Origin of the sequence: Streptomyces antioxidans (assembly GCF_000968685.2) — a bacterium.
Classification (GTDB): Bacteria; Actinomycetota; Actinomycetes; order Streptomycetales; family Streptomycetaceae; genus Streptomyces; species Streptomyces antioxidans.
Map to the genome: position 1 here is coordinate 91142 of NZ_LAKD02000102.1, position 24628 is coordinate 115769.

Sequence of the window (24628 nt, forward strand, 5' to 3'; positions counted from 1 at the left end):
GTGTCCTCCTCCAACTCGCCTGTCTTGCCGGTCGCGCCACCGCACCCTATGGCGCGGTGGCGCGAAACGCACTCCATGTTTGCTAGTTGAGAAGACTGCCCTGCAATTCCGCACGCAGATCGGGGGTCAGGACGTTGCCCGCGCGATCGACGAGCAGGGCCATCTCGTAGCCGACGAGGCCGATGTCGCACTCGGGGTGGGCGAGTACGGCGAGGGAGGATCCGTCGGAGATCGACATGATGAAGAGGAAGCCTCGTTCCATTTCGACGACGGTCTGGTTGACCACGCCGCCTTCGAAGATGCGGGAGGCTCCGGAGGTGAGCGAGGTGAGACCGGAGGCCACGGCCGCCAGTTGGTCGGCTCGGTCACGGGGGAAGCCTTCGGACATCGCCAGAAGGAGTCCGTCGGCGGAGACCACCACGGTGTGGGACACCCCGGGGGTGTTGTCCACGAAGTTGGTGATCAACCAGTTCAGGTTCTGCGCCGCCTGGCTCATCGGGCTCACACTAACGCTCCTGATCGTAGGTGCTGCCGGGGCCGAAGCCCTGTCGGTCATGCTGGTCACGCCCGGGGGTACCGGGCCTCGCGTCACGTCCCCGCTGGACGCCGCGGCGCAGGTTGCTCAGCCTGCCGCGGACGTCCTCCGGGGCGCGGGAGACCTGGGGGCCGCCCTGTCCGGTCGGCTCCGCGGCGCCCTCGACCAGATTGGCCTTGGGCACCCGGCGGGGCAGGCCGGACGATGTGACCCCGCCGGCCGTCGGCTCGCGCAGCCGCTCGGCACGGTGCCAGCGCTGGTCGTTCTCCGACTGCCACGGGGCACCGTCCTCCTGCTGCTGGGGGGCCTGCTGGGGCCGCTCCGGCGCCGCGGGCGCCGCCGGGTCCCCGACCATCCCCTGTGCCCCGGTGTCCCCGGACGGCTGCCACTGCTTGTCACGCCGCGGAAGCCCCGCGTCGGTCATGGAGTGGATGCCACTCGGGGAAGGGCCCGGACGGTGGAACTCTACGCGGTCACGAGAAACTTCGGGAGCGCTGGGTCCCGATTCCGCTTCGGTCCCGAACTGCGGCGCGAAGGGCATCTCGAAAGATCCGGAATCGCCCCACTCTCCCTGCTGGGAGGGTGAGTTATAGCCGATGTACGGCTGCTGTTCGGATTCCGTTTGAGTTGTGTAGTCCGCTTCCGGTTGCGCAAAGGCCGAATTTTGGTAGCCGGACTGCGCCAGCGGGTCGGAGGCCGCCTGGTCCTGCCGGGGGTCCTGCTCGGCCGGGGTGGCCCCCATTCCGCTGTACTGGCCCTGGAACTGGTTCTGCCCCTGGTCCCGGTCGTAGGCGGAGTCGTCGAAGCCCAGCTCGGCGGCGGTGCGCGAGGACAGCTCGGCCACGTCCTCGTAGGCGGGCTCGGGCCGCGGCTCGGGGACGATCCGGGAGACCGTGAAGTCGTCCTGGGGCAGCTCCTCGCCGCCGCCGCCATGGGTGATCGCCTCGGGCAGCATCACCAGCGAGGTGGTGCCCGCCTGCTCCCCGGAGGGGCGCAGCTGGACCCGGATGCCGTGCCGGTCGGCGAGTCGGCCGACCACGAAGAGGCCCATGCGCTGGGACACCGAGGCGTCCACCGTCGGCGGATGGGCCAGCTTGTGGTTGATGTCGGCGAAGTCCTCGGCGGTCAGCCCGATGCCCTTGTCGTGGATCTCCACCACCACCCGGCCATCGGGCAGCCGGGTCGAGGTGACCCGCACCTTGGTGTGCGGGGAGGAGAAGGTGGTGGCGTTCTCCAGCAGCTCGGCCAGGAGGTGCACCAGGTCGGTCACCGCGGTGCCGTGGATCTCGCCCTCGGAGATCCCGGCCAGCTCGATCCGCTCGTAGGACTCCACCTCGGAGGAGGCGGCCCGCAACACGTCGATCAGCGGCACCGGCTGGTTCCAGCGGCGGCCGGGCTCCTCGCCCGCGAGGATCAGCAGGTTCTCGCCGTTGCGCCGCATGCGGGTGGCCAGGTGGTCCAGCCGGAAGAGGTGCTCCAGCTGGTCCGGATCGGCCTCCCGGCTCTCCAGCTCGGAGATCAGGGTGAGCTGCCGCTCGATCAGTCCCTGGTTGCGACTGGAAAGGTTGGTGAAGATCGCGTTGACGCCGCCGCGCAGCATCGCCTGCTCGGCCGCGAGCCGGATCGCCTCGCGGTGCACCTGGTCGAAGGCGCGGGCCACCTCGCCGATCTCGTCCCGGGTGTTGATCGGTATCGAGCTGACCCGGGTGTCCACCCGTCCGGGGTCGGTGCGGGAGAGCTGGTCGACCACCGCCGGCAGCCGCTTCTCGGCGACGTCGAAGGCGGCGTTGCGCAGTTGCCCCATCGAATGGCTCATCGAGCGGGCCATCCGCCCGGCCACGAAGAAGGCGGCGAGGAGCGCCAGCACCACGATCGCGCCGTTCACGATCGCGTCGCGCCGGGCGTCCGACGAGATCTGCGCCGCCTCGGCAACGGCCTTGTTCACCAGGGTCTGCTCGACGTCCCGGTAGGCGTTGAACTTGAGCGTGGAGGCGTTGAACCAGGTGTCCGGGGTGATCCCCTGGGTGTCCAGCGCCGCGGGGCTCGCGCCGCTGCCGATGGCCTTGAGCATCTGGTCCATGTCGGGCGGCGCCACGAACTTCTTCCCGGCCGCCTCGGCCTTGCGCTTCGCCTCGGCGATTTGCGTCTGCGCACGCTTCTCCGCCGCGGCGAGGGTGTCCTCGAGCCGGGTCACGTCCTGCGGGGTCCCGGCGGCCTCGAACTCCCCGAACGCGATGCGCTCGAGGTAGACGTACGAGGTGAAGGCGGTGAGCTGGGTCTTGCGGTCGGTCTCGGACGGGCCGGGCCGCACCAGCAGATGGGTGCCGATGGAGCGCTGCAGCGACTCCGCGCCCTTGGCCAGGGATACCGCGTAGACGGTACGTCCGTAAGACGTGATGTTGCCGGTGCCCAGGCCCAGTTCATTGGCGAACTCGGTCAGCCCGTGCTCGACGGTGACATAGCCCTCTTCGGTCTTCACACCGTTCAGTCGGTCGGTGTAGGCGCTCTGGCGCAGGGCGGCCAGCTGCGGTTCGCTGTCTCTGAACGCCTTGAGGCGGCGTTTCAGGCTCGCCGTCTGCGGCATGTCGGCGACGGCCTCGTCGAAATCCCTCTTCGCCGCGTCGCTGGCGGCCCGGGCCTTGGCCACCGTGGCCTCGTTGGTGCCGCTGAGCAGCGGGCCCGCGGTCAGGTCGCGCTCGTTGATCAGGGCGTGGGCGTAGCTGGTGGCGGCCCGGACGACCCGGGCGGTGCGCTCGGCGTCCCGCGCCTCGTTCCAGGTGGAGACCGATGCGGCGACCTGGAAGCCACCGAAGACCAGGGCGACGAGCACGGGGATGAGCAGGATCGCGTACAGCCGGCGGCGCACCCGCCAGTTCCGAGGGGAGATCCGGCGACCGCTGGGTGCTGGCGGCTCCGTTGCCACGGCGGACGGCGCCGCCGTGTCTGTACGCGGCGGCGGGCTGAAGTTCCCGCGCGCCTCATGCGCGGGGTCCGGTTTGCTTCGCCTCACTCGACCAACAACCTCTCGGCATCGGCACCTCATTCGTGCCGCTCCCAGCTGAGCCCTGACTGCCCAGTTCAGCGAATTCCAGCACGCCGCGTGGGTGCTTTCCAAACAGTGCGCAAAACGTTCAGTGCGTTGTCTAGACCAGAGAAAAAAGGGGCGTTATGGCTGAGACGTGCCGAATACCGAACTATTTGAGTGCGCACCGGAGCTGCCCGATCGCACTCCGTATCGAGGGCCGGTGCATATCTCTGTCGAAACGTTATGAATGACGAGCGGGCCGTGTCGTTGGACACGGCCCGCCCTACGTCGGTTTTCCGACAACTTCCCTTTCGCCGACCCCTACTTGAGCCGGGCCATCAGCGCGTGCTCGACCAGGGTGATGAGCGCGCTCTTGGCCTCGCTGCGGTGGCGGGCGTCGGTGGTGATGATGGGGGTGTCCGGGCCGATCTGCAGCGCCTCGCGGACCTCTTCGGGGTTGTAGGGCTGCTGGCCCTCGAAGCCGTTGAGGGCGATGACGAAGGGCAGCCCGGAGTTCTCGAAGTAGTCGACGGCGGGGAAGCAGTCGGCCAGCCGCCGGGTGTCCACCAGGACCACGGCGCCGATCGCGCCGCGCACCAGGTCGTCCCACATGAACCAGAAGCGGTCCTGGCCGGGGGTGCCGAACAGATACAGGATCAGGTCGTCGTCGAGCGTGATGCGGCCGAAGTCCATCGCCACGGTCGTCGTGGTCTTGTCCTGGACGTGGCTCAGATCGTCGATCCCCGCCGAGGCCGATGTCATCACGGCTTCGGTGCGCAGCGGATTGATCTCCGAGACCGCGCCGACGAACGTGGTCTTGCCCACGCCGAAGCCGCCCGCCACCACGATCTTCGCCGAGGTGGTCGCGCGGGCGGGGGGAGCGCCGCTAGAGCTTGCGAAGTCCACTGAGCACCCTTTCGAGCAGTGTCACATCCGGAGTGCCGCCCGCTTCCGAACCGCCCCCGGGCTGGTGGATCGCCACCATGCCGGCCTCCGCCAGGTCCGCCACCAGGATCCGTGCCACACCCAGGGGGATGCTCAGCAGCGCCGAGACCTCGGCGACCGACTTGACCTCCTGGCACAGATGGCAGATCCGCTGGTGCTCGGGAAGGAGCCCCTGCAGATGTACGGGGTCGGCCGTGGTGCTGACCAGCGCCTCGATGGCGAGCTGGTAGCGGGGTCGGGTCCGGCCACCGGTCATGGCATAGGGGCGCACCAATGGCTGGTCGCCTTCACCCCCGTACGGCGTTTGGTGATGGCCGCCGTACGGGCCGGGCGAGGCGGGGGGCGGGGTCATGGATCCTCCGGTCGGACAACAAGGTGACGGTGGTGCCGTCGGTCGGTGCCGGTGAGGGCCGCCCGGTCGGGTGGCCGGGCGGGCTGGCGTCGGATGGTCGTTGGATCAGTTCAACAGGCTGCCCTGGAGCTCGGCGCGCAGGTCCGGGGTGAGGACGCTGCCCGCGCGATCGACCAGGAGGGCCATCTCGTAGCCGACGAGGCCGATGTCGCACTCGGGGTGGGCGAGTACGGCGAGGGAGGATCCGTCGGAGATCGACATGATGAAGAGGAAGCCTCGTTCCATTTCGACGACGGTCTGGTTGACCACGCCGCCTTCGAAGATGCGGGAGGCTCCGGAGGTGAGCGAGGTCAGGCCGGAGGCCACGGCCGCCAGCTGGTCGGCTCGGTCACGGGGGAAGCCTTCGGACATCGCCAGAAGGAGTCCGTCGGCGGAGACCACCACGGTGTGGGACACCCCGGGGGTGTTGTCCACGAAGTTGGTGATCAACCAGTTCAGATTCTGCGCCGCCTGGCTCATCGGGCTCAACTAACGCTCCTGCTGGTAAGTCGGGCCAATGCCGCGATCATGGTTGTCGCCGTGTCCGGTACCGGCCCGGCGACCCTGCTGGATCCCACGGCGGAGGTTGGTCAGCCTTCCGCGTACGTCATCCGGTGCGCGAGACACCTGCGGCCCAGTCCTTTCGGGCTGCTGCGGCTGCTGGTGAGCTGCGCCCTCCACGAGGTTTGCGCGCGGCACCCGCCGCGGCAACCCGGATGACGTGATGCCCCCGGCCGCGGGTTCGCGGATCTGCTCGGCGCGGCGCCAGCGCTCGTCGTTGTGGGGCGACGTACGCCAGTGGGACCCCGTGCTCCGGCCGTTGAGTCCGGCCCCGCCCGGGCCCGCAGGGGCGCCCGATCCGGCGAAGTATTCCCCCGCGCCCTGGGACGCGGGCTGCGGCTCGCGGGGAGCGGGGGGCGGTACGGCCGAGGCGGGACGGCTGGGGGAGGGCCCGGGTGCGGAGGGCGCGGACGGGAACGACCGGCCGCCGTCCCGCGGGCCCGAGTTGCCCGGGTCCACGACCTGTGGGTGGTGCCAGGTCGACTCGATGGTGTCGAAGATCGGGGTACGGCCGTCGCCGGGACCGGCGGCGGGCGGCAGCGGGTCGTTCCTACGCCGGCCGGACTCGCCCTGGGGGTCCTGGGGCAGCGCGTACTCACCGGTGCCGCTCATGTCCGGACGCGGGAACTCGCCCGTGTCGCCCGGGCCGCGGCCGTAGTCGGGGCGGGGGAACTCTCCGGTGTCGCCGGGCCCGCGGCTGTAGTCGGGCCGCGGGAATTCGCCCGTATCGCCGGGGCCGCCCACGTTCGGACGGGGGAACTCTCCGGTGTCGCCCGGGCCGCGGCCGTAGTCGGGGCGGGGGAACTCGCCCGTGTCGCCGGGCCCGCGGCCACCGCGCGGGGCGGCGTCCTCGAACCGGGGCTGGGCGTACTCACCGGTGCTGCCCGGGCCCTGGCCGAAGTCCGGGCGGGCATACTCGCCGGTGTCGCCCGGGCCCCGGCCGTAGTCGGGGCGGTTGAACTGGCCGCTGTCGGACGGCCCCTGCCCGGCCTGCGGCCCGCCGGGCGCGCGGCGCGGCTCGAACATGCTGGGGCCGTCGGTCACCTGCGGCAGCTCGCCGGTGTCGCCGGGGCCGCGGTTGCCGAACGGATCGCGCCGCCCCGCCGGGCCGCCGAGGTCCGGACGGGCGAACTGGCCGGTGGGTTCGTACTCCTCGTGCCCGCGCGGGGTGTCCCCGGCGTCGCGCGGAGCGCTCGGCCAGTCGTCCTGGCCGGACGCGCGGCGCGCCCCCCAGCTGGTGCCGGGCTGCGCGGGGGCCGGAAGCTCGGGCGCGGGGCCGCGTGTGGGCAGCTGCGGACGGCCGCCCTGGTCGCCGCCGTCGGCCCGGGCCGGGGCGCCGGTCGGCGGGGCGACGGTCGGGTTCTCGCCGCGGGTCGGAAGCGGGGGACGGCCGGAGGGGGCGCCCTGACCGCCCTGCTGACCGCCGGGGCCCGAGGGGGCGTTGGTCCGGGGGCCGGGAGGCCGTCCGCTCTCGAAGAGGTTGGTGCCACCGGAGGAAGCGCCGCCCGAGGAGCCCGCACCCGTGCCGAGCGGCCGGGTCGGCAGTCCGCCGATGGTGCCGTTGCCCGGCAGCGCGGCGCGCGAACCGGAGCCCGGCACCTGGCGCCGGGAGGGCGCCGAGCCGAGCAGCCCCGCGCCTTCGCCCTGCGCGCCACCGCCGGCGACGCCCTGACCGCCCTGGCCCGGCTTGCCACCCGCCGCCTGCGGCGCCGGCTTCCGGCCGCCCTGGGCGACATCGACCGGCAGCATGACCAGCGCCGTCGTACCGCCCGAGTCGGACGGCCTGAGCTGGATGCGGATGCCGTGGCGCAGCGAGAGGCGGCCGACCACGAACAGGCCCATGCGCCGGGAGACCGACACATCGACGGTGGGCGGGGAGGCCAGCCGCTCGTTGATCGCCGCCAGGTCCTCGGGCGAGAGCCCGATACCGGTGTCGTGGATCTCGACCAGCACCCGCCCGTCGGGCAGTGCGTGACCGGTGACCTTGACCTTGGTCTGTGGCGAGGAGAAGGAGGTGGCGTTCTCCAGCAGCTCGGCGAGCAGGTGGACGAGGTCGTTGACGACCCGGCCCGCGACCTCGGTCGCGGGGACCGAGCTGAGCTCGATGCGCTCGTACTGCTCCACCTCGGAGGCGGCCGCGCGGAGCACGTCCACCAGCGGCACCGGACGGGTCCACCGGCGGCCGGGCTCCTCGCCCGCGAGGACCAGGAGGTTCTCGCCGTTACGGCGCATACGGGTGGCGAGGTGGTCCAGCTTGAACAGCGAGGAGAGCTGGTCCGGGTCGGCCTCGCGGCTCTCCAGCTCGGAGATGAGCGAGAGCTGGCGCTGGATGAGGCCCTGGCTGCGGCGCGAGAGGTTGGTGAACATCGCGTTGACGTTGCCCCGCAGCAGCGCCTGCTCGGCGGCGAGCCGGACCGCCTCGCGGTGCACGTCGTCGAAGGCCGCGGCCACCTTTCCGATCTCGTCCCGGCTGTGCACACCGACGGACTCGACCGAGGTGTCCACGTCCTGCGGATCGGACTCGGAGAGCTGCTTGACCAGTTCGGGCAGCCGCTTCTGGGAGACCTCCTGCGCGGTGTCCTGCAGACGGCGCAGCGAGCGGACCATGGAGCGGGCGACGACGAAGGCGCCGACCAGGGAGACGCCGAGGACCAGCAGGATCAGCGCACCGTTGAGGATCGCGTCCTGCTGGGCGGAGTCGCGGAGCTCACGAGCCTTCTGCTGCATCTCGCTGAGCAGCGTCTCCTCGATCTTGCCCATCTCTTCGATCTTGATACTGTCCTGGTCGTACCAGTCGAGATCGGTCCGCTTCTCCGCCTTGAGCCCCTCGGGGTCGCGCACCGCGCGGTCGGCGTACATGGTCGCCGCCTTGATGTCGGGGCGGCTGTCCAGCGGTTCGAGCAGGTCCTCGGAGTTGCCCTGGCGGATCTGCTTGAAGCGGCCGAGTGCTTCGTTCTCCTTGTCCACCGCGGTCCTGGCGAACCGGCGGTCGTTGGCGGAGAAGTCGGCGCCCTTCGGGTCGGCGAGCGCGGCGCTGATGAGCGCGCGCTGGATGGAGGCGTACTCCTTCGCGGAGGAGAAGGTGGCGAGCGCGCGGGTATTGTTGATCATCGCGCGGTTGCTGGTCGCCTGCGCCATGTCCTGGGACAGCAGCAGCAGCGAGTTGATCAGCTCGTTGTAGTTCTGGACCGTCAGCGAGTAGTACTGGCTGTTGTCGTAGGCCGTGTCCCGGACTTCGTTGATCTTGCCCAGCTGGCGGTCGATGTTGACGAGCGTGGACTGCACGCCCGCGAGCGACTGGTCACCGGGGTCGACCTGGTGGGTGGCCTCGCGGAACGCCGCGATCGCGCGGTTGGTGTCCTCGCGGGTGGAGACGACCCGGTCGTCCTTGTCGTTGCCCTTGCCCGCCAGTGGGCTGGCCGACTTGTCGCGCTCCTCCTGGAGCGCGCTGGCCAGCTGGGTGGCCTGCTGCGTCATCTCGGTGAGCAGCTTCATCTGGTCCAGCTGCTGGATGTTGTCCAGCGAGCCCTCGATGCGCAGCGCCCCCAGCGTGGTCGCGGCGACCACCGGGAGCGCGAGCAGGGAGACCAGGCGGGTACTGATGCGCCAGTTGCGCAGGGCCATGCGACTGCCGGGCCCGCTGGGGCCGGAGGGCTTCGCCTTGGCCGACGGCGCCGTGGCATCTCCGCCACCACCGCCGCTGGGCGCGCTGATCCGGGTAGCGCTCTGCGCACCGGAACCGGCCTCGGGCCCCTGATCGCTCAGCGTCCTGCCGTTGCTCCCCTGGGCGCGCTGAGGCGAGGAGCCGCCGCGGTCGGTCGCGCCGCGCGGCTCCGGGTCCGCCGAAGCTTCCCCTTGGCCCTGGTGGGCCTGGGGAGCTCCCATACCATCCCTCTTGATACGTCCCTGCACTAGCGTCGCAACCTCTGGACCAGGCGCCCCACCGGCGGAGCGGCGGAGCGGTGTCGAGTCGTGGGGGACCGCGATCCCCCCTGTCGGTCGTGAGTGACCGGCGCGCATCCTTTCGTGTCGACAAGAGGAGCCCCCCGCCGCTCGGCGCCTCCTGCAGTTTGCGCCCCCGTGCGCGCCGGTGATTCCCGCGGCGGTCCCGGGAATTCCAGCACAGTGCCGGATGCTGCAACAAGGGCAATGGATAAGGCTGTGATGTGTGTGACGCTCCGTGCGGACTTTATTACGGGACGTAGAAAGCCTTGTCGGCGATAACGGACTTTCGGGTACGAATCGAAGGCCACAATCGAGTGTCCGGCTAGCGATGATCAAGAGCGGAACGTCAGGTTCGGGTATGCGATGTCCGTTTAGCGCGATTGGGTAACTGTCTTCTATGTCGCGTTTGCCTGATCGTCCGTGAGCAATATCACATGCTGGTGGCGACTTTTCCTGCGAATCGATGGGCAAGGCCGCCTCTAGCCTGACGCTTTACATAGCCGGAACGAACGACAAGAGCGAGGCGTACACCCCAGTGAAGACGACGATGATGTTCCGCTCCATAGCCAACCCGCGGCGCACCACCCTGGCCCATGTCAAGGACGTCCAAGAGCTCAAGGACGCCAAGGACATCGCCGAGGAGGTCGAGAGCACCGACGCGCCCGAGGAGCAGCCGGAGCACCGCGTCGAGCTCCCCAACCGGACCGCGAACCCCAGGCGCACCGTGCTGACCGAGACCCTGGGCAACTGACCCCCGGGGCGGTGGTGGGCGGCGTCACCACCGGCGGCGGGCGGGGCGGCGGCGCGCGGGACGCGGAGCGATAGCCTGGGGCGTCAGTCTCCAGCGAGTTCAGTCAGGAGCCAAGGCTTCCCGTGCGCATCGCCAGATTCTCCATCGACGGCAACGTCGCCTTCGGCGTGGTGGAGGGCGAACCGTCCGATCCGGACGGCCCCGTCCTCGACATCATCAAGGGTCACCCCTTCGCCGAATTCGAGCGCTCGGGCCAGAAGGTCCCGCTGAGCAAGGTCCGGCTGCTGCCGCCCGTCCTGCCGAACAAGGTCGTCGGAATCGGGCGCAACTACGCCGAGCACGCGACGGAGCTGGGCAACGAGGTCCCCGACGTGCCGGTCGTCTTCTTCAAGCCGTCCACCTCCGTGGTCGGCCCCGGCGACCCGGTCGCGTACCCCTCCTTCTCCTCCGAGGTGCACTACGAGGCCGAGCTGGCCGTGGTGATCGGACGGATGTGCCGCGAGGTTCCGCGTGACCGCGTCCAGGACGTCATCCTCGGCTACACCTGCGGCAACGACATCACGGCCCGCGATGCCCAGCGGCGCGAGAAGCAGTGGGCGCGGGCCAAGGGCTTTGACACCTCCTGCCCGCTGGGCCCCTGGGTGGAGACCGATATCGATCTGACGCGCGCCGGCGACCTCGGCATCATGTGCACCGTCAACGGTGAACAGCGCCAGCTCGGCCGTACGAGCGAGATGGTGCGCCCGATCGAGGACCTGATCGTGCACATCACCGAGGCGATGACGCTGCTCCCCGGCGACGTCGTGCTCACCGGCACCCCGGCGGGCGTCGGCCCGCTCTCCGTCGGCGACGAGGTCGCCGTCACCATCGAAGGCATCGGCACTCTCACCAACAAGGTGATCAAGCGTGGCTAGCGCACCCTCCTCCGCCCCCGTGCGGGTTCGTTTCTGTCCCTCGCCGACCGGCAACCCCCATGTCGGCCTGGTCCGCACGGCCCTGTTCAACTGGGCCTTCGCCCGTCACCACGGCGGCACCCTGGTGTTCCGCATCGAGGACACCGACGCCGCGCGCGACTCCGAGGAGTCCTACACCCAGCTGCTGGACGCCATGCGCTGGCTGGGCTTCGACTGGGACGAGGGCCCGGAGGTCGGCGGTCCGCACGCGCCCTACCGCCAGTCGCAGCGGATGGACCTCTACCGCGAGGTCGCGGAGAAGCTGCTGGAGACGGGGCGCGCCTACCGCTGCTACTGCACCGCCGAGGAGCTGGAGGAGCGCCGCGAGGCGGCCCGCAAGGCCGGCCGGCCCTCGGGCTACGACGGGAAGTGCCGCACCCTGACCGACGGGCAGATCTCGGCGTACGAGGCCGAAGGGCGCACCTCGATCGTGCGCTTCCGGATGCCGGACGAGCCGATCACCTTCACCGACCTGGTGCGCGGTGAGCTGACCTTCGCCCCCGAGAACGTCACGGACTACGGGATCGTGCGGGCCAACGGCGCCCCCCTCTACACGCTCGTCAACCCCGTCGACGACGCGCTGATGGAGATCACGCACGTACTGCGCGGTGAGGACCTGCTCTCCTCCACCCCGCGGCAGATCGCGCTCTACCGCGCGCTCGCCGAGATCGGTGTGGGCGGCGGCACGGTGCCCGCCTTCGGCCACCTCCCGTATGTCATGGGCGAGGGCAACAAGAAGCTCTCCAAGCGCGATCCGCAGGCCTCGCTGAACCTCTACCGGGAGCGCGGCTTCCTCCCCGAGGGGCTGCTCAACTACCTCTCCCTGCTGGGCTGGTCGCTCTCCTCCGACCGGGACGTCTTCTCGCTGGCGGAGATGGTCGAGGCGTTCGAGCTCTCGGCGGTGAACGCCAACCCGGCGCGCTTCGACCTCAAGAAGGCCGAGGCGATCAACGCGGACCACATCCGGATGCTGGATCTGAAGGCGTTCATCGAGCGTTGCGAGCCCTGGCTGCGGGCCCCGCACGCACCGTGGGCCCCGGAGGCCTTCGACCCGGCCGCCTTCGAGGCGCTGGCCCCGCTGGCCCAGACCCGGCTGACGGTCCTGTCCGACATCACCGCCAACGTGGACTTCCTCTTCCTCGACGAGCCGGTGGCCGACGAGGCGTCCTGGACCAAGGCGATGAAGCCGGGCGCGGACGCGCTCCTGGCCTCGGTACGCACCCGGCTCGCCGGGGCGGACTGGGACGCCGAGACCCTGAAGGCCGCGGTCCTCGCGGCCGGTGAGGAGCACGGTCTGAAGCTGGGCAAGGCGCAGGCGCCGCTGCGCGTCGCGGTCACCGGGCGTACGGTCGGGCTGCCGCTGTTCGAGTCCCTGGAGGTCCTGGGCCGTGAGCGCACGCTGGCCCGGGTCGACGCGGCGCTGGCCAAGCTGGCCGGGTAGGTGAGTGGCCGGACCGCTAGGTGAGTGGCCGGACCGGATGGGTGAGTGAGGCGCCGTCCGCGCCCGCGAGGCGGCGCCACTCGCGGTGATACTCGTTTTGGTGGCCCGTCCACCATCGGGTAATGTTCTTCCTGCGCCGGACGGGCCGCCGAGAGGTCGGACCGGAGGCGTAAACCAAACAAAACCCCTTACGGGGGTGGCGTTTTGGTGGGGTATGGTGTAATTGGCAGCACGAGTGATTCTGGTTCACTTAGTCTAGGTTCGAGTCCTGGTACCCCAGCAAGAGATTCCCTGGATGCCGGGTGGATCTCTTGATCCAAGCAGGACCAAGCCCCCGTTGTGTAGCGGCCTAGCACGCTGCCCTCTCAAGGCAGTAGCGCCGGTTCGAATCCGGTCGGGGGTACGGATCTCTTCGTTTCGCGGAGATCGCTAGGGCCCCCGTTGTGTAGCGGCCTAGCACGCCGCCCTCTCAAGGCGGTAGCGCCGGTTCGAATCCGGTCGGGGGTACTGGTCTATACCATGGGCTATGGTGTAATTGGCAGCACGAGTGATTCTGGTTCATTTAGTCTAGGTTCGAGTCCTGGTAGCCCAGCGCAGCACTTGTGCTGATTCAGGCCCCCGTTGTGTAGCGGCCTAGCACGCCGCCCTCTCAAGGCGGTAGCGCCGGTTCGAATCCGGTCGGGGGTACCGGCGAGAAGCCCTCCGCGACAGCGGGGGGCTTCTTGTCTGCCGCTCGCGCCCCTGGCGCCTGCTCACTTCCCGAAGCGACGGCTGGATTCCTCGGTTTGCGCGAGCCGCCGCAGGCTGAGCAGCACCGGCTCATAGAGCACCGTCAGCGCCACCACCGCCTCGATCCGCTCCGGCGGGGTGTCGTAGGTCTCCACCAGGTCCAGGTCGGCGACGGCCAGTTCGCCCGCCAGCCGGGCGTGCACCAGCAGGTGCTCGGTGTCATGCGGATACCCCAGGCGGTCCAGGGAGGCGATGGCCGCCACCAGCATCCGGTAGGCGGGGGAGGTGTCGCCCAGCTCCTGGCCGTGGGACCAGCCCATCCGCCGCACCACGGTGTCCACCTGCGCACGGGCGCGCGCCGCGTGCGGATCGTCCTCGTCGGGCTCGGGGCCGTGCGGCAGCGCCCAGACCGCGGCTCCCATCCGGGTGTTCTGGCTGAGCGACTCGTCCTCGGCCGCCGCCAGCACCTCGCGCGCCGTGGCCACCGGCATCCGGCCGACCTGGATCAGCGAGCGCACAAGGCGCAGTCTGCGCAGGTGCTCCTCGCCGTATTCGGCCTGGGTGGCGGTGATCCGCTCTCCCGGCGGCAGCAGCCGCTCGCGCAGGTAGTACTTGATCGTCGCGGTGGGCACTCCGCTGCGCTCGCTGAGCTCCGCCAGTCGCATCCCTGTTGCACCTTCCATTGGAGAGTGGCACTATCTAAGTAATGGATAGCGCCGCTATCCAAGTCTATCCCGGACGTGTGGAACGAGGGGATCGCCATGGGTGCCGAGCTGCTGGCCGGCCGTATGACCGCCGAGGCCGAGGGGGAGGTCACCGTCTTCCTGATCGGCATGCGCATCAACCGCTTCCGTGCGCTGCGGAGCTGGCTGCCGGTCTTCCGCGCGATGCCGCGGATGCTCCGCGAGCTGTCGCGGGACGAGGGGAGCGGGATGCTGGGCCACCAGGTGCTGTTCGGCCCGCCGCGGGTGCTCTACGTGGTCCAGTACTGGGACTCGCACGAGCGGCTGCTGGAGTACTCGGTGGCCCAGGACAAGGAGCACCGCCCCGCCTGGGCGGCGTTCAACCGCAGGCTGCGGGAGGGCCGGGGCAAGGTCGGCTTCTGGCACGAGACCTATGTCGTACCGGCCGGTGCGCACGAGGCGATCTACATCAACATGCCCGCGTTCGGCCTGGGCAAGGCCACGGGGGTCGCCCCGGTCGGCCGCCGCGGCGACCGCGCGGCCGACCGGCTGGCGCTGAAGGAGGCGTAACGCGGCCACGGGCCTGCTGCCTTCCCTCGCCTTGGTTCCCTCGGCCTAATTCCCTCGCCGCAGGGCGTCCGTGAGGCGCCCCGCCGCGTCGATGACCGCCTGGGCGTGCATCCGGCCCGGGTGGCGGGTCAGCCGCTCGATCGGTCCGGAGACCGAGACGGCGGCGACCACGCGGTTGGACGGGCCGCGCACGGGCGCGGAGACGGACGCCACGCCGGGCTCCCGCTCGCCGATCGACTGGGCCCAGCCCCGCCGCCGTACGCCCGACAGGGCCGTGGCGGTGAAGCGGGCCCCCTGGAGTCCGCGGTGCAGCCGCTCGGGCTCCTCCCAGGCCATCAGCACCTGGGCGGCCGACCCGGCCTTCATGGGGAGCGTCGAGCCGACCGGCACGGTGTCCCGCAGTCCGGACAGCCGCTCGGCCGCCGCGACGCAGATGCGCATGTCTCCCTGGCGCCGGTAGAGCTGTGCGCTCTCGCCGGTCACGTCCCGGAGGTGGGTGAGCACGGGCCCGGCCGTGGCGAGCAGCCGGTCCTCGCCCGCGGCCGCCGCCAGCTCGGCCAGCCGGGGTCCCAGGATGAAGCGCCCCTGCATATCGCGTGCCACCATCCGGTGGTGCTCGAGTGCCACCGCCAGCCGGTGTGCCGTGGGGCGGGCGAGGCCGGTCGCCCCGACCAGCCCGGCGAGGGTGGCCGGACCGGACTCCAGGGCGCTCAGAACCAGAGCCGCCTTGTCGAGAACGCCGACGCCACTAGTGTTGTCCATGGGACGATACTCACGTCTCACAGTGTGAAACGCAAGTTCAATTTCCTGGGATACCCGCCACCCTGTAAATGGCGGGCCCGCGGACCAGGGCACGCACTCGACTCGAGTTTGGGCCGGCACTGGCGCCGGCCGGAGGGAAAGCGATGGGACGGACACTCGCGGAGAAGGTCTGGGACGACCATGTCGTCCGGCGCGCCGAAGGCGAGCCTGACCTGCTCTTCATCGATCTGCATCTGCTGCACGAGGTGACCAGCCCCCAGGCGTTCGACGGCCTGCGCAAGGCCGGCCGCCCGGTCCGTCGTACCGATCTCACCCTCGCGACCGAGGACCACAACACCCCCACCCTCGACATCGACAAGCCGATCGCGGACCCCGTCTCGCGCGCCCAGTTGGAGACGCTGCGCAAGAACTGCGCGGAGTTCGGCGTCCGGCTGCATCCGCTCGGCGATGTCGAGCAGGGCGTCGTCCACGTGGTGGGACCGCAGCTGGGACTGACCCAGCCGGGGACGACCGTGGTCTGCGGTGACAGCCACACCTCGACCCACGGCGCCTTCGGCGCGCTCGCGTTCGGTATCGGCACCAGCCAGGTCGAGCATGTGCTGGCCACCCAGACGCTGCCGCTCGCGCCGTTCAAGACCATGGCGATCACCGTCGAGGGCGAGCTCCCCGAGAGCGTCACCGCCAAGGACCTGATCCTGGCGATCATCGCGAAGATCGGCACCGGCGGCGGCCAGGGCTATGTGATCGAGTACCGCGGCCCCGCCATCGAGAAGCTCTCGATGGAGGCCCGGATGACCGTGTGCAACATGTCCATCGAGGCGGGCGCCCGCGCGGGCATGATCGCGCCGGACGAGACCACCTTCGGCTATCTGGAGGGCCGCCCGCACGCCCCCCAGGGCGCCGACTGGGACGCCGCCGTCGCGTACTGGCGCACCCTGCGCAGCGACGACGACGCGGTCTTCGACCGCGAGGTGGTCATCGACGCCTCCGCGCTCGCCCCGTTCGTCACCTGGGGCACCAACCCCGGCCAGGGCGCGCCGCTGTCGGAGTCGGTCCCGGACCCGGCCTCCTACGAGGACGCCAGCGAGAGCTACGCCGCCGAGAAGGCCCTGGAGTACATGGGCCTGACGGCCGGTCAGCCGCTGCGCGACATCAAGGTGGACACGGTCTTCGTCGGCTCCTGCACCAACGGGCGGATCGAGGACCTGCGCTCCGCCGCCTCGGTGCTGTCCGGCCGTGCGGTGGCCGACGGCGTACGGATGTTGGTGGTCCCCGGCTCGGTCCGGGTCGCCCTCCAGGCCGTCGAGGAGGGGCTGGACAAGGTGTTCACCGCCGCGGGGGCCGAATGGCGGCACGCCGGCTGCTCGATGTGCCTGGGCATGAACCCCGACCAGCTCGCTCCCGGGGAGCGGTCGGCGTCCACCTCCAACCGCAACTTCGAGGGCCGGCAGGGCAAGGGCGGCCGGACCCACCTGGTCTCGCCGCAGGTCGCCGCCGCCACCGCGGTGCTGGGCCATCTGGCCTCGCCCGCCGACCTGTCCGACGCCGCCGTATCGACTCCCGTGGGGGCCTGAGCAGTCATGGAAGCATTCACCACGCACACCGGCCGGGCCGTCCCGCTGCGCCGCAGCAATGTGGACACGGACCAGATCATCCCGGCGCACTGGCTCAAGAAGGTCACCCGCGACGGCTTCGAGGACGGCCTCTTCGAGGCGTGGCGCAAGGACCCGGAGTTCGTGCTCAACAAGGCCGAGCACAAGGGCGGAACGGTTCTGGTGGCCGGTCCCGACTTCGGCACCGGCTCCTCGCGCGAGCACGCGGTGTGGGCGCTGCAGAACTACGGCTTCAAGGCCGTCATCTCCAACCGCTTCGCCGACATCTTCCGCGGCAACTCCCTCAAGAACGGGCTGCTGACCGTCGTGCTGCCGCAGGAGACGGTGGACCGGCTGTGGAAGCTGGTCGAGGCGGACCCCACCGCCGAGGTCACCGTGGACCTCGTCGAGCGCCAGGTACGGGCCGAGGGCATCACGGCTGATTTTGAGCTTGACGAGAACGCCCGGTGGCGACTCCTGGAGGGGCTGGACGACATCAGCCTCACCCTCAGGGAGGAAGATTCGATCGCCTCGTACGAGGCGCGTCGTCCGTCCTTCAAGCCCAGCACCGCGGAGGTCTGACCCCCCGGTTCTCCCTGCACAGAGCGGGTTTGGCAAGATGCGCCGCCGGTCCTCGGACCGGCGGCGCATCGGCATGTTGAGGCCCCGTGAAGCGACAACTCGCCTCAGATGGCACAATCAGTGCATGGAACGCGACGGCCAACTCGAGCTCTACGGCATCGTCGCCGACCGGCTCAAGGAAGCGCACGCAAGAGTGCGCACACTGCAAGTCCCGGAGGGCGTACGGATGGCGCTGTCCCGGAAGCTGCTGGTCATGACCTCAGCGGCCAAACACGATCTCGCAGATGCGGCAACGCGTCTGGAGCGGTTCATGAACGACCTCGACCAGGGGCGTTTCCCCGAAGATCCCGACACCGACGGAAGTCCGTGACGATCGAGTGCGTTGCGGCACAAGGGTGATTAGCCCGTTTCGTGTTTGATTTGCGGTATATATCTGCCTAACGTGCGAAAAGGCTTGAACACATTGATTCCGGTAATGCCTCCGAAGGGGAAGACGTGAACAAGGCGCAGCTCGTAGAAGCGATTGCCGACAAGGTCGGCGGCCGTCAGCAGGCCGCCGATGCCGTAGACGCCGTCCTGGACGCCATCGTCCGGGCGGTCGTCACCGGGGAGCGAGTTTCGGTCACTGGATTCGGTTCGTTCGAGAAGGTGGAACGGCCCGCCCGGTACGCCCGTAACCCACAGACCGGGGAGCGCGTGCGGGTCAAGAAGACCTCGGTGCCCCGCTTCCGTCCCGGCCAGGGGTTCAAGGATCTGGTGAGCGGCTCCAAGAAGCTCCCGCGCGGCGGGGAGGTCGCCGTGAAGAAGGCCCCCAAGGGCAGCCTCCAGGTGGCGGCGAAGAAGGCCGCGGCCAAGAAGGCGACCGCGAAGAAGACGACGGCGAAGAAGTCCCCGGCCAAGAAGACGACGGCCAAGAAGGCGACCGCGAAGAAGACGACGGCCAAGAAGGCCCCCGCCAAGAAGACCACGGCGAAGAAGGCTCCCGCCAAGGCCACGGCGAAGAAGGCCCCGGCCCGCAAGACGAGCGCCCGCAAGACCACCGCGAAGAAGACCACCGCCAGGAAGCGCTAGCCGGTGGCGCTCAGGCGCCCCACCGCATCCGCGCCGGGCCGGGCTCCCCGAGGGAGCCCGGCCCGCGGTGCTGCCGGCGCCCGGTATCCCGGGAGTTCGCGCGCCTGACCTCCGCGAGGCCCGGGTTCATCCGCGGGGCTCGCCGCCTTACGGCGCTCAGAACGCCGTGTTACGGCGCTCAGAACGTCTGCAGCGTGACGAAGACGACCCGGCGCTGCTCGCCCTCGCCCGCCACCTCGATCCGCACCCGCTGCCCCGGGCGCAGCATCCGCAGCCCCCCGGCGTCGAAGGCCGCGGTGTCGAACGGCAGCGGGGTGCCGTCGTCCAGCAGCACGCTGCCGGCGCGGGTCTCGGGGTCGTACGTATAGGCGGTTCCCTGCATGTCCGCCAGCCTAGCCCTGGTGTGGGCGCCCACGCCCAGGGCCACCGCGGCGCGCAGATCCCCGGCCGTGTCCACGTCGCGCCGCACCGAGTCCACCCCGGCCAGCTCGATCTCCCGCGCCCCCGAGGCCCGGTGCCGGTCCCGTGACGGGCCCCCGAAGCCGGGCGCCAGCTCGGCGCCGGACGCCGCCGAGAGCAGCGTGGTGCCCACCCCCGCGGCATCCGCCAGGAAAGCGCGTGAGAAGCCCGTGGCGGCTTCGAGCACCAGGTCGAGCTCCACGGTCCGCAGCGCCGGGAGATCGGCGTTCAGTGCCGCCACGGCGGCCTCCGGGCGCTCCCCGCGGACCGCGCGGGCGCCGTGCGCCAGCGCCGCGTTCAGGCCGCGGCCCGGGGAGTCGGGCAGGATCCGGGCGCCGAGGGCGGACAGCTCACGTCCGGCGAGCGGGTCGTCGGTGACGACGGTCACCCCCCGCACCCACCGGCTCGCCAGCGCCGCGTCCACCGTGTCCTGGGCGAACGCGAGGGCGAGCGAGGCCCGGGGACCGTCCCCGGCGGCGTCGGAGAGCCTGGTCTTGGCCCGTGCCAAGGGCTTCAGCGGCACCACGAGGGTCCAGGTCACAGGGGCTCCGTTTCTTCCCACGGGCCTCATTCTGACCCGCTGCCCGGCTCGTCGAAGACGTGCGGGGTTACGGTGTCCTCGACAGACGGGGTGCCTGGAGCGACACTTGTGCGGCTGCAGGGGACGGCAGCAACCAGCAGGTCAGCAGGGTCCAAGAGAGGATGTTCCGAGTGTCCGGCCGCAGAATCGGCTTCTGGTACCGCATGGCAGCGGTCTTGTGCAAACCGCCGCTGGTGGTTCTGTTCAAGCGGGACTGGCACGGAATGGAGCACATTCCCGCCGACGGTGGATTTATCACCGCGATCAATCACAACTCGTATCTCGACCCGCTCTCCTACGCGCACTTCCAGTACAACACCGGAAGGGTGCCGCGCTTCCTCGCCAAGGCCGCCCTCTTCCGCGGCGGCTTCGTGGGCGCGATGCTCCGCGGCACCGGCCAGATCCCCGTCTACCGCGAGTCCACCGACGCCGCCAACGCGTTCCGGTCCGCCGTGGACGCCATCAACAAGGGGGAGTGCGTGGCCTTCTACCCCGAGGGCACCCTCACCCGCGACCCCGACCTGTGGCCCATGCGCGGAAAGACCGGCGCCGCGCGGGTCGCGCTGCTCACCAAGGCCCCGGTGATCCCCGTCGCCCAGTGGGGCGCCAACGAGGCCGTGCCGCCGTACGCCAAGGAGAAGCGGGTCCGTCTCTTCCCCCGTAAGACGCTCAGGGTGCACGCCGGCCCGCCGGTGGACCTGTCCGAGTTCTACGGCCAGGAGCCCACCGCCGAGGTCCTCAGGGCGGCCACCGACACCATCATGGGCGCCATCACCGAGCTCCTCTCCGAGGTGCGCGGCGAGCAGGCGCCCGTTCAGAGGTATGACCGGCCCACCCGGTCCAGCACCGACGGCCCGCCGCTCCCGCTGGCCGATGAGGAGAGCAAGTGACGCGCTGCGCCGTCTTCGGCACCGGCTCCTGGGGCACCGCCTTCGCGATGGTGCTCGCCGACGCCGGGTGCGAGGTGACGCTGTGGGGGCGCCGGACCGGTCTCGTGGAGGCCATCAACACCGGCCGCACCAATCCCGACTACTTCCCCGGGGTGCGGCTCCCCGACGGTGTGCGCGCCACCGCCGACCCGGCCGAGGCCGCGGACGGCGCGGAGTTCACCGTCTTCTCCGTGCCCTCCCAGACGCTGCGCGGCAACCTCTCCGACTGGGCCCCGCTGCTGGCCGCCGACACCGTGCTGGTCTCCCTGATGAAGGGCGTGGAACTCGGCACGGCGAAGCGGATGAGCGAGGTCGTCCAGGAGGTCGCCAAGGCGCCCGCGGAGCGCGTCGCGGTGCTCACCGGCCCCAACCTCGCCAAGGAGATCGCCGCCCGGCAGCCCGCCGCCTCCGTGGTGGCCTGCCCCGACGAGAGCGTGGCCCGCCGCCTCCAGACCGCCTGCCACACCCCGTACTTCCGCCCGTACACCAACACCGATGTGGTCGGCTGCGAGCTGGGCGGCGCGGTGAAGAACGTCATCGCGCTGGCCGTCGGCATCGCCGACGGCATGGGCCTCGGCGACAACACCAAGGCGTCGCTCATCACCCGCGGCCTCGCCGAAACGACCCGGCTGGGCCTGGCGATGGGCGCCGACGCGCACACCTTCGCGGGCCTGGCGGGCATGGGCGACCTCGTCGCCACCTGCTCCTCACCGCTCTCCCGCAACCACACCTTCGGCACCAACCTGGGGCGCGGGATGACACTGGAGGAGACCATCGGGGTCACCAAGCAGACCGCGGAGGGCGTCAAGTCGTGCGAGTCGGTGCTGGATCTCGCCCGCCGCCACGACGTCGACATGCCCATCACCGAGACCGTCGTCGAGATCGTCCACGACGGCAAACAGCCCCTCGTCGCACTCAAAGAGCTGATGTCCCGCAGTGCCAAGGCCGAGCGGCACTGACGCCATGCGGACCGCAAGGTAACCTCAACGCGATATGAGCAGCCAGACCCCTTCCCCAGGCCCTGTCCCGGCTTCCTCCGGAGGCGAGCGGCGGAAGCCGCGCGTCGCCGTCGTGTTCGGCGGCCGCAGCTCCGAGCACGCCATCTCGGTGGTCACCGCGGGCGCCGTGCTGCGCGCCATCGACCGCGAGAAGTACGACGTGCTGCCGATCGGCATCACCACGGACGGCCGTTGGGCGCTGACCGCCGACGAGCCCGAGCGGATGGCCATCGCCAACCGCGAGCTGCCCAGCGTCGAACGGCTCGCCGAGTCCAGCGAGGGCTCGGTCGTCCTCCCGGTCGACCCGGGGAACCGCGAGGTCGTCTACAGCGAGCCGGGGGCGGTGCCCAAGGCGCTGGGCGACGTCGATGTCGTCTTCCCCATGCTGCACGGCCCGTACGGCGAGGACGGCACCCTCCAGGGACTGCTGGAGCTCTCCGGGGTGCCGTACGTGGGCGCCGGGGTGCTCGCCTCCGCCGTGGGCATGGACAAGGAGTACATGAAGCGGGTGTTCATCTCCTTCGGGCTGCCCGTCGGCCCGTACGAGGTGATCCGCCCCCGCGCCTGGGAGCAGGAACCTTCCGCCGCCCGCCGCAGGATCGTGGAGTTCGCCGAGGAGCACGGCTGGCCGCTCTTCGTGAAGCCCGCGCGCGCCGGCTCGTCCTTCGGCATCAGCAAGGTCGAGGGCCCGGCGGACCTGGACGCGGCCGTCGAGGAGGCCCGGCGCCACGACCCGAAGGTCATCGTGGAGGCGCTGCTGCGCGGCCGCGAGATCGAGTGCGGGGTGCTGGAGTACGAGGACGGGCCGCGCGCCAGCGTGCCCGCCGAGATCCCGCCGGTCTCCTCCCACGCCTTCTACGACTTCGAGGCGAAGTACATCGACGCGGCGGACGGCATCGTGCCCGCGCCGCTGAGTGAGGAGCAGACCCGACGGGTCCAGGAGCTCGCGGTGGCCGCCTTCGAGGCGGCGTCCTGCGAGGGGCTGGTGCGGGCCGACTTCTTCCTGCTGGACAGCGGTGAGTTCGTGATCAACGAGATCAACACCATGCCCGGCTTCACCCCGATCTCGATGTACCCGCGCATGTGGCAGGAAAGCGGTGTGAGCTACCCCGAGCTGGTGGACCGGCTGCTGGAGGCCGCGCTGCGCCGCTCGACGGGGCTGCGCTAGCGGGACGGCGGCGGCGGTCGTACGGCGGCGCCAGCCGTACGGGGCTGCGCTAGGCCACGCCCTTCGGGACCGACTTCTTGACGGCGCGGGCGAGGTCGAGTAGGGGGTTGACCTCGGGGGAGTACTTCCGGGGCACGGTCACCTCGACATAGGCCCGGCGCAGTACGGTGGTGAAGCGGTAGCCATCGTCCCGCTTCTCCGGGAGCCACTCGACGCCGTTCACCTCGGCCGACGCGGTCTTGGAGCCCATCGCCTCCGGCCGGGGGACCCCGCAGCGCAGCTGCACGGCGGGGTCCCCCCACACGGCCGTGTAGTCCGAGGAGGGGTCGGCGGTGCCCCGCTTCAGCCCGTTCACGGCGTCGGGCAGTTCCTTGTGCAGCGTCCGGCACATCGCGGCGGCTCGTGGGGCCGGGCTGGGAACCGCGGACGCCTTGGTGTCGTCGGAGTCCCCGGTGAAGGAACACCCGGCCACCGGCATCAGGGCCAGGGCCGCCGCGGCGGACAGCGGGACGAGCCGTCGAGTGGGATTACGGTATGCGGAATTCACCGGGCGATCATACGGGGGAGCTAGAGATGGACGACCGGGCAGGTCAGGGTTCGGGTGATCCCTTCCACTTGCTGGACTTTCGCGACCACCATGCGGCCGAGCTCATCGACCGTGTCGGCCTGGGCCCGCACGATCACGTCGTAGGGACCCGTCACGTCCTCCGCCTGTATCACCCCGGGAAGTTTGGTGATGATGTCGGCCACGGTCGAGGCCCTGCCGACCTCGGTCTGGATCAGGATGTACGCCTGTACCACGGAACCTCCAGGGCGGCTACGAGGATCATGTGGAAAGAAGGGACGCCACGGTACCGCGTCGCCATGCGGCGCGGGGAGACCCGCGCGGGGAGCGCGGCGCGGCGGTAAGTGTTCACGAGCACGAAGGGGCGATGGGATGAAGGGCACCGTGGGCGAGTTGGGGGAGTTCGGGCTCATCAGAGAGCTCACCTCCCGGCTCACCACCACCCCGGCGGTGAGGTTGGGGCCCGGTGACGACGCCGCGGTCGTGGCTGCGCCCGACCGGAGGGTCGTGGCCAGTACGGACGTCCTGCTGGAGGGCAGGCACTTTCGCCGTGACTGGTCCACCGCCTATGACGTCGGCCGTAAGGCGGCGGCCCAGAACCTGGCCGACATCGCGGCCATGGGCGCCGTGCCGACCGCCCTGCTGCTCGGTCTGGTGGTCCCCGCCGATCTGCCGGTGACCTGGCCGGCCGAGCTGATGGACGGCATCCGGGACGAATGCCAGGTCGCGGGCGCGGCCGTGGTGGGCGGTGACGTCGTGCGCGGGGACACCATCACCGTCGCCATCACCGCCCTGGGCGATCTGCGCAACCACGAGCCGGTCACCCGATCCGGTGCCCAGCCCGGGGACGTCGTCGCCGTCACCGGGTGGCTGGGCTGGTCGGCCGCCGGACACGCGGTGCTCTCGCGCGGCTTCCGCTCGCCGCGGGCCTTCGTCGAGGCGCACCGGCGGCCGGAGCCGCCGTATCACGCCGGTCCCGCCGCCGCCGGGCTCGGCGCGACCGCGATGACCGATGTGAGCGACGGGCTGGTGGCCGACCTCGGGCACATCGCTGAGGCCAGCAAGGTCCGCATCGATCTGCGCTCGGCGGACATCGACGTCCCCGCGCAGATGTCGGACATCGGGCAGGCGGTGGGCGTCGATCCGCTCCAGTGGGTGCTCAGCGGGGGAGAGGACCACGCGATCGTGGCCACCTTCCCGCCCGACGCCAAGCTTCCGGCCCGCTGGAAGGTGATCGGCGAGGTGCTCAACCCCTCGGCGCTGCCGCAGGTGACGGTGGACGGCGCCCCGTGGTCACACGGGGGCTGGGACCACTTCGGAGACGGCAAGAGCGCCGACTGACGGTGCCGGGTGGCGGTGCCGGGCGACGGTGCGGTGTGGCGGTAAGGGCGCC

General features: G+C 70.6%; 22 protein-coding genes, 5 tRNA genes and 1 pseudogene. 17 read left to right on the forward strand and 11 right to left on the reverse strand.

The window, feature by feature from the left end:
- Nucleotides 1–82: 82 nt before the first annotated feature.
- From VT50_RS30585 to VT50_RS30610, 6 genes are all read right to left on the reverse strand, one after another.
- Nucleotides 83–496: a roadblock/LC7 domain-containing protein gene (locus tag VT50_RS30585; RefSeq protein ID WP_020868201.1), complete on the reverse strand. Its 414-nt coding sequence runs from the start codon at nt 494–496 to the stop codon at nt 83–85.
- 10 nt (nt 497–506) lie between these two features.
- Nucleotides 507–3578, reverse strand: a complete 3072-nt coding sequence (locus VT50_RS30590; RefSeq protein WP_240529375.1) for a sensor histidine kinase — start codon at nt 3576–3578, stop codon at nt 507–509.
- 303 nt (nt 3579–3881) lie between these two features.
- On the reverse strand, nt 3882–4466 hold the full coding sequence (locus VT50_RS30595; RefSeq protein WP_075200409.1) for a GTP-binding protein: 585 nt from the start codon (nt 4464–4466) through the stop codon (nt 3882–3884).
- Nucleotides 4447–4857, reverse strand: coding sequence for a DUF742 domain-containing protein (locus tag VT50_RS30600; RefSeq protein ID WP_046087456.1), 411 nt, complete (start codon nt 4855–4857; stop codon nt 4447–4449). Before VT50_RS30600 ends, VT50_RS30595 begins: the two co-directional genes overlap by 20 nt.
- Nucleotides 4858–4962: 105 nt before the next feature.
- The gene (locus VT50_RS30605) at nt 4963–5385 is read right to left on the reverse strand and encodes a roadblock/LC7 domain-containing protein (protein ID WP_075200408.1); all 423 of its coding nucleotides are present in this window, start codon (nt 5383–5385) and stop codon (nt 4963–4965) included.
- Complete coding sequence (locus tag VT50_RS30610) at nt 5386–9342, reverse strand: sensor histidine kinase (RefSeq protein ID WP_046087454.1); 3957 nt, start codon at nt 9340–9342, stop codon at nt 5386–5388.
- Nucleotides 9343–9937: 595 nt separating this feature from the next.
- Between VT50_RS30610 and VT50_RS30615 the strand changes: the two genes are divergently transcribed.
- The 8 genes from VT50_RS30615 to VT50_RS30650 all read left to right on the forward strand — a co-directional run bounded on the left by VT50_RS30615 (nt 9938) and on the right by VT50_RS30650 (nt 13234).
- Nucleotides 9938–10153, forward strand: a complete 216-nt coding sequence (locus VT50_RS30615) for a hypothetical protein (protein WP_075200407.1) — start codon at nt 9938–9940, stop codon at nt 10151–10153.
- A 122-nt stretch (nt 10154–10275) separates the two neighbouring features.
- A complete protein-coding gene (locus tag VT50_RS30620) occupies nt 10276–11067 on the forward strand; it encodes a fumarylacetoacetate hydrolase family protein (protein ID WP_046087452.1) in 792 nt (263 codons plus the stop codon).
- Entirely contained in the window at nt 11060–12547 is a 1488-nt protein-coding gene (gene gltX, locus VT50_RS30625) for a glutamate--tRNA ligase (RefSeq protein ID WP_046087451.1), read from the forward strand. Before VT50_RS30620 ends, gltX begins: the two co-directional genes overlap by 8 nt.
- 208 nt (nt 12548–12755) lie before the next feature.
- Nucleotides 12756–12827: transfer RNA gene (locus tag VT50_RS30630), tRNA-Gln, on the forward strand.
- Nucleotides 12828–12877: 50 nt separating this feature from the next.
- Nucleotides 12878–12950: transfer RNA gene (locus tag VT50_RS30635), tRNA-Glu, on the forward strand.
- 31 nt (nt 12951–12981) lie between these two features.
- Nucleotides 12982–13054: transfer RNA gene (locus VT50_RS30640), tRNA-Glu, on the forward strand.
- Between the two features lie 13 nt (nt 13055–13067).
- Nucleotides 13068–13139, forward strand: a tRNA-Gln gene (locus VT50_RS30645).
- 22 nt (nt 13140–13161) lie between these two features.
- A tRNA-Glu gene (locus VT50_RS30650) sits at nt 13162–13234 on the forward strand.
- Between the two features lie 65 nt (nt 13235–13299).
- Here the strand turns inward: VT50_RS30650 and VT50_RS30655 are convergent.
- A complete protein-coding gene (locus VT50_RS30655) occupies nt 13300–13941 on the reverse strand; it encodes a MerR family transcriptional regulator (RefSeq protein ID WP_046087450.1) in 642 nt (213 codons plus the stop codon).
- A gap of 96 nt (nt 13942–14037) precedes the next feature.
- Here VT50_RS30655 and VT50_RS30660 point away from each other — a divergent pair, with 96 nt between their 5' ends.
- The gene (locus tag VT50_RS30660; RefSeq protein WP_206269507.1) at nt 14038–14529 is read left to right on the forward strand and encodes a DUF4188 domain-containing protein; all 492 of its coding nucleotides are present in this window, start codon (nt 14038–14040) and stop codon (nt 14527–14529) included.
- Nucleotides 14530–14574: 45 nt separating this feature from the next.
- Here VT50_RS30660 and ndgR read toward each other — a convergent pair whose 3' ends face one another.
- Nucleotides 14575–15291, reverse strand: a complete 717-nt coding sequence (ndgR, locus tag VT50_RS30665; RefSeq protein WP_046087449.1) for an IclR family transcriptional regulator NdgR — start codon at nt 15289–15291, stop codon at nt 14575–14577.
- A gap of 143 nt (nt 15292–15434) precedes the next feature.
- Here ndgR and leuC point away from each other — a divergent pair, with 143 nt between their 5' ends.
- From leuC to VT50_RS30685, 4 genes are all read left to right on the forward strand, one after another.
- Nucleotides 15435–16865, forward strand: coding sequence for a 3-isopropylmalate dehydratase large subunit (gene leuC, locus VT50_RS30670; protein WP_046087448.1), 1431 nt, complete (start codon nt 15435–15437; stop codon nt 16863–16865).
- 6 nt (nt 16866–16871) lie between these two features.
- The gene (leuD, locus tag VT50_RS30675; protein WP_046087447.1) at nt 16872–17465 is read left to right on the forward strand and encodes a 3-isopropylmalate dehydratase small subunit; all 594 of its coding nucleotides are present in this window, start codon (nt 16872–16874) and stop codon (nt 17463–17465) included.
- Between the two features lie 124 nt (nt 17466–17589).
- Nucleotides 17590–17835 carry an SCO5555 family protein gene (locus VT50_RS30680; RefSeq protein ID WP_046087446.1) on the forward strand — a complete coding sequence of 82 codons (246 nt, stop codon included), beginning with the start codon at nt 17590–17592 and terminating at the stop codon, nt 17833–17835.
- A 125-nt stretch (nt 17836–17960) separates the two neighbouring features.
- Nucleotides 17961–18536, forward strand: a complete 576-nt coding sequence (locus tag VT50_RS30685) for an HU family DNA-binding protein (RefSeq protein WP_046087445.1) — start codon at nt 17961–17963, stop codon at nt 18534–18536.
- Nucleotides 18537–18921: 385 nt separating this feature from the next.
- Here the strand turns inward: VT50_RS30685 and cofC are convergent.
- Nucleotides 18922–19536: pseudogene (cofC, locus tag VT50_RS30690) on the reverse strand (2-phospho-L-lactate guanylyltransferase); the annotation flags it as partial.
- Between the two features lie 170 nt (nt 19537–19706).
- Here cofC and VT50_RS30695 point away from each other — a divergent pair.
- From VT50_RS30695 to VT50_RS30705, 3 genes are read left to right on the forward strand one after another with little or no spacing between them, the layout of a single operon-like run.
- Nucleotides 19707–20465, forward strand: coding sequence for a lysophospholipid acyltransferase family protein (locus VT50_RS30695; RefSeq protein WP_046087444.1), 759 nt, complete (start codon nt 19707–19709; stop codon nt 20463–20465).
- On the forward strand, nt 20462–21463 hold the full coding sequence (locus VT50_RS30700) for an NAD(P)H-dependent glycerol-3-phosphate dehydrogenase (RefSeq protein WP_046087443.1): 1002 nt from the start codon (nt 20462–20464) through the stop codon (nt 21461–21463). Before VT50_RS30695 ends, VT50_RS30700 begins: the two co-directional genes overlap by 4 nt.
- Nucleotides 21464–21497: 34 nt before the next feature.
- Nucleotides 21498–22670 (forward strand): D-alanine--D-alanine ligase family protein, encoded by a 1173-nt coding sequence (locus VT50_RS30705; protein WP_046087442.1) that lies wholly within the window; start codon nt 21498–21500, stop codon nt 22668–22670.
- A gap of 49 nt (nt 22671–22719) precedes the next feature.
- Here VT50_RS30705 and VT50_RS30710 read toward each other — a convergent pair whose 3' ends face one another.
- Nucleotides 22720–23217 (reverse strand): DUF3515 domain-containing protein, encoded by a 498-nt coding sequence (locus tag VT50_RS30710; protein ID WP_338058356.1) that lies wholly within the window; start codon nt 23215–23217, stop codon nt 22720–22722.
- A gap of 20 nt (nt 23218–23237) precedes the next feature.
- Entirely contained in the window at nt 23238–23471 is a 234-nt protein-coding gene (locus tag VT50_RS30715; protein ID WP_046087441.1) for an Lrp/AsnC family transcriptional regulator, read from the reverse strand.
- Between the two features lie 136 nt (nt 23472–23607).
- On the opposite strand from VT50_RS30715, the gene VT50_RS30720 reads away from it, so the two are divergent.
- Nucleotides 23608–24576, forward strand: a complete 969-nt coding sequence (locus VT50_RS30720; RefSeq protein WP_046087440.1) for a thiamine-phosphate kinase — start codon at nt 23608–23610, stop codon at nt 24574–24576.
- Nucleotides 24577–24628: the final 52 nt, after the last annotated feature.